7 protein-coding genes are annotated in these 6,727 nt (G+C 64.9%); 4 read left to right on the forward strand and 3 right to left on the reverse strand.

What is annotated here, in order from left to right:
* From IV498_RS18375 to IV498_RS18385, 3 genes are all read right to left on the reverse strand, one after another.
* On the reverse strand, positions 1 to 217 hold a 217-nt coding region (locus IV498_RS18375), incomplete at its 3' end, for a hypothetical protein (RefSeq protein WP_269048520.1).
* Positions 214 to 1,719, reverse strand: a complete 1,506-nt coding sequence (locus tag IV498_RS18380) for a DDE-type integrase/transposase/recombinase (protein WP_269048521.1) — start codon at positions 1,717 to 1,719, stop codon at positions 214 to 216. The genes IV498_RS18375 and IV498_RS18380, both read right to left, overlap by 4 nt.
* An 86-nt stretch (positions 1,720 to 1,805) precedes the next feature.
* Complete coding sequence (locus IV498_RS18385) at positions 1,806 to 2,447, reverse strand: hypothetical protein (RefSeq protein WP_269048522.1); 642 nt, start codon at positions 2,445 to 2,447, stop codon at positions 1,806 to 1,808.
* Positions 2,448 to 2,770: 323 nt separating this feature from the next.
* On the opposite strand from IV498_RS18385, the gene IV498_RS18390 reads away from it, so the two are divergent.
* From IV498_RS18390 to IV498_RS18405, 4 genes are all read left to right on the forward strand, one after another.
* Positions 2,771 to 3,382, forward strand: coding sequence for a nucleotidyltransferase domain-containing protein (locus tag IV498_RS18390; protein ID WP_269048523.1), 612 nt, complete (start codon positions 2,771 to 2,773; stop codon positions 3,380 to 3,382).
* Positions 3,382 to 3,762: a hypothetical protein gene (locus tag IV498_RS18395; protein WP_269048524.1), complete on the forward strand. Its 381-nt coding sequence runs from the start codon at positions 3,382 to 3,384 to the stop codon at positions 3,760 to 3,762. Before IV498_RS18390 ends, IV498_RS18395 begins: the two co-directional genes overlap by 1 nt.
* Positions 3,763 to 4,014: 252 nt before the next feature.
* Positions 4,015 to 4,530, forward strand: a complete 516-nt coding sequence (locus IV498_RS18400) for a MarR family winged helix-turn-helix transcriptional regulator (RefSeq protein ID WP_269048525.1) — start codon at positions 4,015 to 4,017, stop codon at positions 4,528 to 4,530.
* Positions 4,530 to 6,659, forward strand: a complete 2,130-nt coding sequence (locus IV498_RS18405) for an MDR family MFS transporter (RefSeq protein WP_269048526.1) — start codon at positions 4,530 to 4,532, stop codon at positions 6,657 to 6,659. Before IV498_RS18400 ends, IV498_RS18405 begins: the two co-directional genes overlap by 1 nt.
* Positions 6,660 to 6,727: the final 68 nt, after the last annotated feature.

A 6,727-nucleotide genomic window follows, 5' to 3' on the forward strand; every position in this document is an offset into this window, starting at 1 on the left:
GTTCCAGCCGGGCCAGTGCGGCCCGGGCTGCAACGGTTTTCCCGGCCCCGACTTCCCCGGTGATCACGCCCATGCGGCGTTGGTCGATGCACCATTCGATGCGGGCGACGGCTTCACGGTGTCCGGGATGCTGGGCCAGCGCCGCCGGTGGGATGTCCCGGCCGAAGGGGATGCGGGTGAACCCGAAATACGATTGCAGGGTTGTGATCGAGCTCATGACCTCGCCCCCGCCATGTTGTCCAGGGCTTGGATGTCGGCGAAGCTGATCGGCGCCCCGGTGAGGGATTCACGGTGCCGGGTCGCGACGAGGTCCAGGTAGTTGATCCCAGAGGAGAGGTTGAGAGCGGACGTGTCGTTGTCCTTGGCCGCGTTGGTGGCCTTGGCATGCACGTGCCGGGAGATCTGAAGTGCCTTGGCGGTTCCGGCCGGGACACCCAGGTGGGAGTTGACGGTGACGGGTCCATCCAGGTCGAAGGGGTCATAGACGAGCTCGACTTTCGTGCCGGCCAGCACCGGGTCCACCTCGTAGGTGTTCGAGTGCAGGGACACGGTCCCGGTCTTGGTCACCGTGCGTGTGTCGGACCAGAGGAAGGCCTGGCGGATTTCCTCCAGTGATTTGCGTACCGGTTCGCGGTGTTCCCAGGATGCTTCCCACCGGGCCAGGGGGCTCTGCCCGGTCGTGGAGTGGGTTGTGTGGTGATAGACCATGTTCACCCAGGCGGTGAAGAGGGTGTTCAACTCTTCCAGGGAGCTGATCTGGCTGCCGGCCTCCGGGCTGCTGCCCGGGAGCATGGGCGTGTCGGTGACCGTGATCTCGCCCAGGAACTGGCTGGTGACGGTGTTGAAGAAACGCTCAATCTTTCCCCTTCCCTGGGGCCGGTAGGGGGCTGAGTGAGTCAGGTGGATCCCCAGTTTCGCGCAGGTCCGTGCCAGGGACTTATCAGCCATAGCGGCACCGTTGTCCAGGTAGGCGACCCCGGGAATGCCATGGGATTGCACGGCCGGGCGCAACACCGCCGAGAGCCGTATCGCGTCTTCCGCGTAGGCCCAACGGGCGGCGGTGACCATCCTGGAGTGGTCGTCAAGGAACGCGAACAGGTACGTTTTCCGTCCCCCGATCCGCGGCCCGTGCAGTGCATCTCCGACCCAGATGACGTTGGCCTGGTCGGCCTCGAAACGGCCCGTGGCCACCGCGGGGATGCCGGTGGAAATGTTCTTGGCCCTGAAGTGGCGCAGCAGCGTGGTCTCCGACGGCGCCGCGCCCATGGTTTCGGTGATGATCCGCTTGATCTGGGCCGCGGTCCGGTTCGGGCGTTCTCGTTTGAGGGATTCAGCCAACAAAAGGATCCGGGCATCGGTCACCGGTGCCGAGGAGCGCTCGTCGGGTTTCAACGCGTCGAAACCGCCGGCGCGCCAGGCCTTGATCCAGCGGTCCAGGGTTTCCCTGGAGTAGCTGCGGGTCCCGCCAAAGGGCCACAGGTGCTCGGTGGCGGCCAGTTCCTTCACCAGGGGCCCGCGCTGGCGGGTGCTCAGGGAAGGGTCCGCAGCAGCCCGGATGAGCTGGTAACGGAACAAAGCGATCTTCTCCCTGTGCTCCTTGCGCATCAACGGTGTGTTGGCACGCGGGGTGGTGGAAGAAGACACCGCAGTAACCACGGTGGCCACCGGCGGCGGGGCGCACCCCGGCTCGCTGGGTTGTTGGGCGGAGGCACTGGTCATCAGGGCAAGTCCTTTCAAAAGGGGATGGGCATCATGCCACCGCTGAAAAGGGGCGGGTGTGGCACGTGATTCCCACCCTTGCCGCTTTACCGCCTCCGCATCAGGGCGGGTTGGTGTTGCACGGGGACGGGCCAACCGGTGGTGCTGAAGAACCACGGACCATGCCCGGCCAGGGCGGCGTAGTACCACGGCAGGCTGACCACCCCGCCGTGCCCGGCGGCATGTTCACCGGCCAGCACCCGGGCATGAGCCAGGAGCATGCCCAACGCATTCGCGCCAGCGCTTGATGCCGGTGCGGGCCAAAACCCCAAAGCCTGAGCGGTGGCACGGTGCACCCGTGCGGTGAACGCGGCAAAAATAGCCGGGGCATTCGCGGCGAAGGTGCGGATCCAGTCCCGGACGGTAGTGGCCGGGCGCGTCAATACGGTGGCAATCCTGCGGTGACCCAGCCCGAGAGTGCTCAGCTCGATCGCGTGGGCGATCACCGCGGCAGCATCAGCCCGACGGGCGGCGAACAAACCGGGTAACAGGACATGGGTGGCACCACAGCCACGACACCGTCCCCGGCGCGGAGTGACTTGGGCGTTCACCACCGGAACGCCCTCGCGAATGGTTCGTTCACGGGCGAAACCCCACGGCCGCAGCCGGCCTGAACAGCGCGGGCACATGAGTTCGCACGAGGACAGTTGGGATTCGACAGCGGCGGGATCGTGGCTTACCGTGAGCACAGCGCGACTCGTTTCGCGTTAGAGCGACCTGGTGCGGCCTTAGAAACTGGCACCGGGTCGTTCGTCTTTTAAGATCAAGGGCTGTCGTCAGCCTGACGCCGCCAACGAACCACGTCAAGAGACAAACAACGAAATTCTGCCCGAGGAAGCCCATCGGCAAGCAACACGACTACCCGCGGTCATCCACAGCGACGCGTAACACATAGCCATGGCGACTCTGGCTCAAGGCGTGCGCCGGGGCATTGGCGACCTCGCCTCAAGCAGTTGGGCCCTTCCGAAGAGCGGTAAAACGCGTATAATTGTGAGCGATCAGGAGGTTGAATGTGCAGTTACAAAACCCGCTGCGGGCCATCTGCCCCGCGCTCGAGGCCGAAATCCTCATAGCGCTGGCCGACGGGCGCCTCAGTACCCCGGGCGCCCTTCTACGCGAACGAGGTGTGCACGCTTCGATCTCCGGCGTGCGCCGTTGCTTGGAACGGCTGAAGGAAAACGGCGTCGTGGACGCCCGCCACGTTGGCAACCGTGTCGAGTACTCACTGAATGGGGAGCATATGCTCGCCGGTCTGGTTGTTGAGGCGTCGACGGCGACGGAGCGATTCACTCGGTTCCTGGCCGACCAAATCTTCCAATGGAGCGAGCGGCCGTTGCAGGCTACTCTCTTCGGTTCAGCGGCTCGCGGCGAGATGCGCAACGATTCGGACATCGACCTGCTGTTCGTCGTCCCGGACGGGGCCAGTGACCAGCTGTACGAAGCGATCGGTGACCTGGCCGTCGACGCATACCGATTCACCGGCAACGACGTCCGTCCGATGGTCTACGAGGTATCCGAAGTCCGCCGCGCACCGGTCTTCGACTCGATCGACCGCGATGGTGTCCACATCTTCGGGGACAGCTACTGGCTTTCGCGCCGGCTGCACACGTTGGCAATTGCCTGATGACGGGGCGGACGGACGCCAACGCGCGGCTCGAGGATGCCCGCCTGTTCCTGGAAGCAGCTCAGACCATTGACACGCTGAACGACGCCGATTCCTACGCTGACGTGATCGCCACGCTCGCGGTCCATGCAGGCATCGCTGCCTCGGACGCTTTCTGCCTGCTGGCGCTCGGCCAGCATTCCAAATCGGAAAACCACGCCGACGCTGTCAACGTACTGAAGAAGGGCGGAGGGGACAGCGCCACCTTGAGTCGCCTGCTCGGTGAGAAGACAAAGGCCGGATATAACGTCGAGAGCCTGACACGGGCCAAGTCCACGAAGTGCATTGAGTGGGCCAAGAAGCTGCTGGCCGCTGCCGAGGAGAAGTACGCCCAACAGTGAGCGTATCGGTGTGTTCCTTGAACCAATCGTCCGATTGTCCGTGTGGTCTCGCCGTCGGACCGGGCGCCTGACCAGCGCGCGCCTCCTTTCGCTTGTCCGGCGCGTGCCTGACGATCCTGCACCAGACTCCCCTCCGATGCTCGTCCGCTGATAGGGCAGGCAGCTCCCAGCGGCCGCTCCGAATAGTTAGTTGACGGAACAAACTATTGTAGTTATAGTTGTTCAAGGCAACCACACAGAGGAGGAGCCGCAATGACAGTAGCTCAGGACACAGCTTCGGAACTCGTGCACCGGATATTCGACCTGCAACGGGCTCTCCGGGGGGCAGTCATGACCGACGTCGGATTCGGCGAATTAGGCGTGGCGCAAACCGGCGTGCTGCGCTTCGTGGGCGACGCCGGCGAATCCCGTGCATCGGACATAGCCGCCAAGCTCGGCGTCGGCGCCTCGGCCTTGAGCCGGCAGGTGGCAGATCTGACCGACCTTGGCATGCTGAGCCGCAGACCGGACCCGGCGGACGGCAGGGCGCACCTGATCTCGCTCTCCGGCAAGGGTGAGGCCTTCCTGGCCGCCATCGAACGACGGCGAACGGAGACGCTGCAGGAGATCCTGTCCGGTTGGAGCGAGGACGAAGCCTGTGCCGCGGCTCGAAGCGTCGAAAACCTCACGGCGGCGCTGCGCTCCGCCTTGGCAGCACATTCACACCGGGCAACGAAGACCGGCATCACCTTGGACGAATCGTCCGCAATGCTCGCAGGAGTCAACTAATGGCAAGTCAGGTAACCACGCCGGCGCAGGTCTCCACCCATCCCGCAGGGGATGCTATGAGCCACAAACAAATTCTCGAGGCCTTGACCGGCCTGCTCGCCGCACTATTCACCGCGATCCTCAGCAGCACCATTGTGGCCAATGCGCTGCCGACAATCATGTCCGACCTGCACGGCTCACAGACGGACTTTGCCTGGGTAATCACGGCCTCGCTGCTGGCCAACGCCGCCACCACGCCCATCTGGGGCAAGCTGGCGGACCTGTTCAACAAGAAACTGCTCGTGCAACTGAGCATCGTGATCTTCGTCGCTGGATCGGTAATGGCCGGTCTGTCGGAGAGCATTCCGATGCTGCTCACCGCGCGGGTGATCCAAGGCGTGGCGATGGGTGGCCTGACCGCGTTGGCGCAGGCAGTCATAGGGACGATGATTCCGCCGCGCGAGCGTGGCCGCTACTCCGGCTATATGGGTGGCGTGATGGCTGTGGCCACTGCCGGTGGCCCGCTGCTGGGTGGCTTCATCGTGGACAGCCCACTGGGCTGGCGCTGGACGTTCTACGTCTGCGTCCCGTTGGCCGTCATCGCACTGGTCCTGCTGCAGAAGACGCTGAAAATCGCCCACGTCAAGCGACCGGTGAAAATCGACTGGCTGGGCTCAATCCTGCTCACCGCCGGCGTCAGCCTGTTGCTGATCTGGGTCTCCTTCGCCGGTAAGGCCGGCTATTACGACTGGTTCTCCGGCCCGTCCGCACTCATGGTTGGTGGCGCCGTCGTACTGCTCCTGCTCTTGGTGCTGGTCGAATCCAAGGTGTCCCAGCCCATCATTCCGCTGAAGATCATCAGCCAGCGCACCACTGCCCTGGCCATCATCGCCTCGGTGGCCGTCGGGGTGGCCATGTTCGCCTCCTCCAGCTACCTTGGCCAGTACTATCAGGTGGCCCGCGGCGCCACGCCGACCGAGGCGGGCCTGCTGACCATGCCCATGATCGCCGGTAACCTGATCGGTGCCGTCGTCTCCGGACAGTTGGTCAGCCGATTCGGGAAGTGGAAGCGGTTTTTGGTCATCGGTTCCGTCCTGCTGATCGCGGGGCTGGGCTTTGCCGGAACGATCGACCACAGCACCAGCCTGTTCCTTGTCGGCACATACACCTTTGTCTTCGGCCTCGGATTGGGTCTGTTGATGCAGAACCTGGTGCTGGCGGTGCAGAATACCGTGGCAGTGAAGGACATCGGCTCGGCGAGTGCCTCGGTTGCTTTCTTCCGGTCCGTCGGCGGTGCCGCCGGCGTAGCGGTTTTGGGCGCTGTACTCGGAACGCACGTGACGGAATTGACCACTGCGGGGCTGGCCAAAGCCGGCGTCCAGGTGCCCGCCGGTGCGGCTTCCGGTGCCCAGCTGGACGTCAAGGACATGCCCGGCCCCATCGCCGGCGTCGTCCGGGCGGCCTACGGCGACGGCACGGCGCTGATCTTCACCATCGCGGCCGTCATCGGTGTTGTCTCGCTCATTTCGGTCCTCTTCATCAAGGAGATGGCGCTGCGCCGGACCATCGATCTGGGCGGCGACAAGGCGGCTGCCGTGATCGCCTCCGATGGAGGTCCACGTCCCGCCGGTCTGGAGCTACAGGCCGACGACGACGCAGCCGGGTCCGCTGCCGGCCAGCCGGCCGGGCGCGGAAGGTCCGCTGAGGTCAGCAGTTCAGGAAATGATCGGCCCGCCGACAATCCCGAGCTGGACCTGGACCGGGAGTTCGCGGACGTGCTGAGCCGAAACGCCGGCTCATCCGAAGCACGTGAGTACCGGATGGAACCGGTACGACGCTCAGCTCAGCGGCTGCAGGTTCCGTCCGAGAGTTCGTTGCGGGCCCAGGAGGCGGCAGAGCGGGAACTGGCTGCGCAGCTTCAGCTCACTCAGCGCCTGATCGCCGAACAGCAGCTCCAGCTCAGCGAGGCCATGCATGCGGTGGGGGAGCAGGCGGCCCAGCAGCGGTCCATCGCTGCCGAACAGGCCAGGACGGCCGCTCAGCTGACCGGACTGGCCCGGGAGCTGGAGCGCGAACGCGAACTGCAGAAGGCCGCGGCGCACTACCTTGCGCGGCAGCCGGGGCGGCAGCACGCGGCTGAAGCTCAGTAGCTTCTCCAGCAGTTAGGGTGCGCGGCAGACGCCGGCAGCTGGCGTGGGAATTCCCCCGCCAGCTGCCG

Source organism: Paenarthrobacter sp. Z7-10 (assembly GCF_026932795.1).
GTDB lineage: Bacteria > Actinomycetota > Actinomycetes > Actinomycetales > Micrococcaceae > Arthrobacter_M.

What these genes read in the sequence shown, in the direction of transcription:
- IV498_RS18380 (WP_269048521.1), bottom strand. Translation starts at nt 1,719, where the DNA reads ATGACCAGTGCCTCCGCCCAACAACCCAGCGAGCCGGGGTGCGCCCCG.
- IV498_RS18395 (WP_269048524.1), top strand. Translation starts at nt 3,382, where the DNA reads ATGACGGGGCGGACGGACGCCAACGCGCGGCTCGAGGATGCCCGCCTG.
- IV498_RS18400 (WP_269048525.1), top strand. Translation starts at nt 4,015, where the DNA reads ATGACAGTAGCTCAGGACACAGCTTCGGAACTCGTGCACCGGATATTC.
- IV498_RS18405 (WP_269048526.1), top strand. Translation starts at nt 4,530, where the DNA reads ATGGCAAGTCAGGTAACCACGCCGGCGCAGGTCTCCACCCATCCCGCA.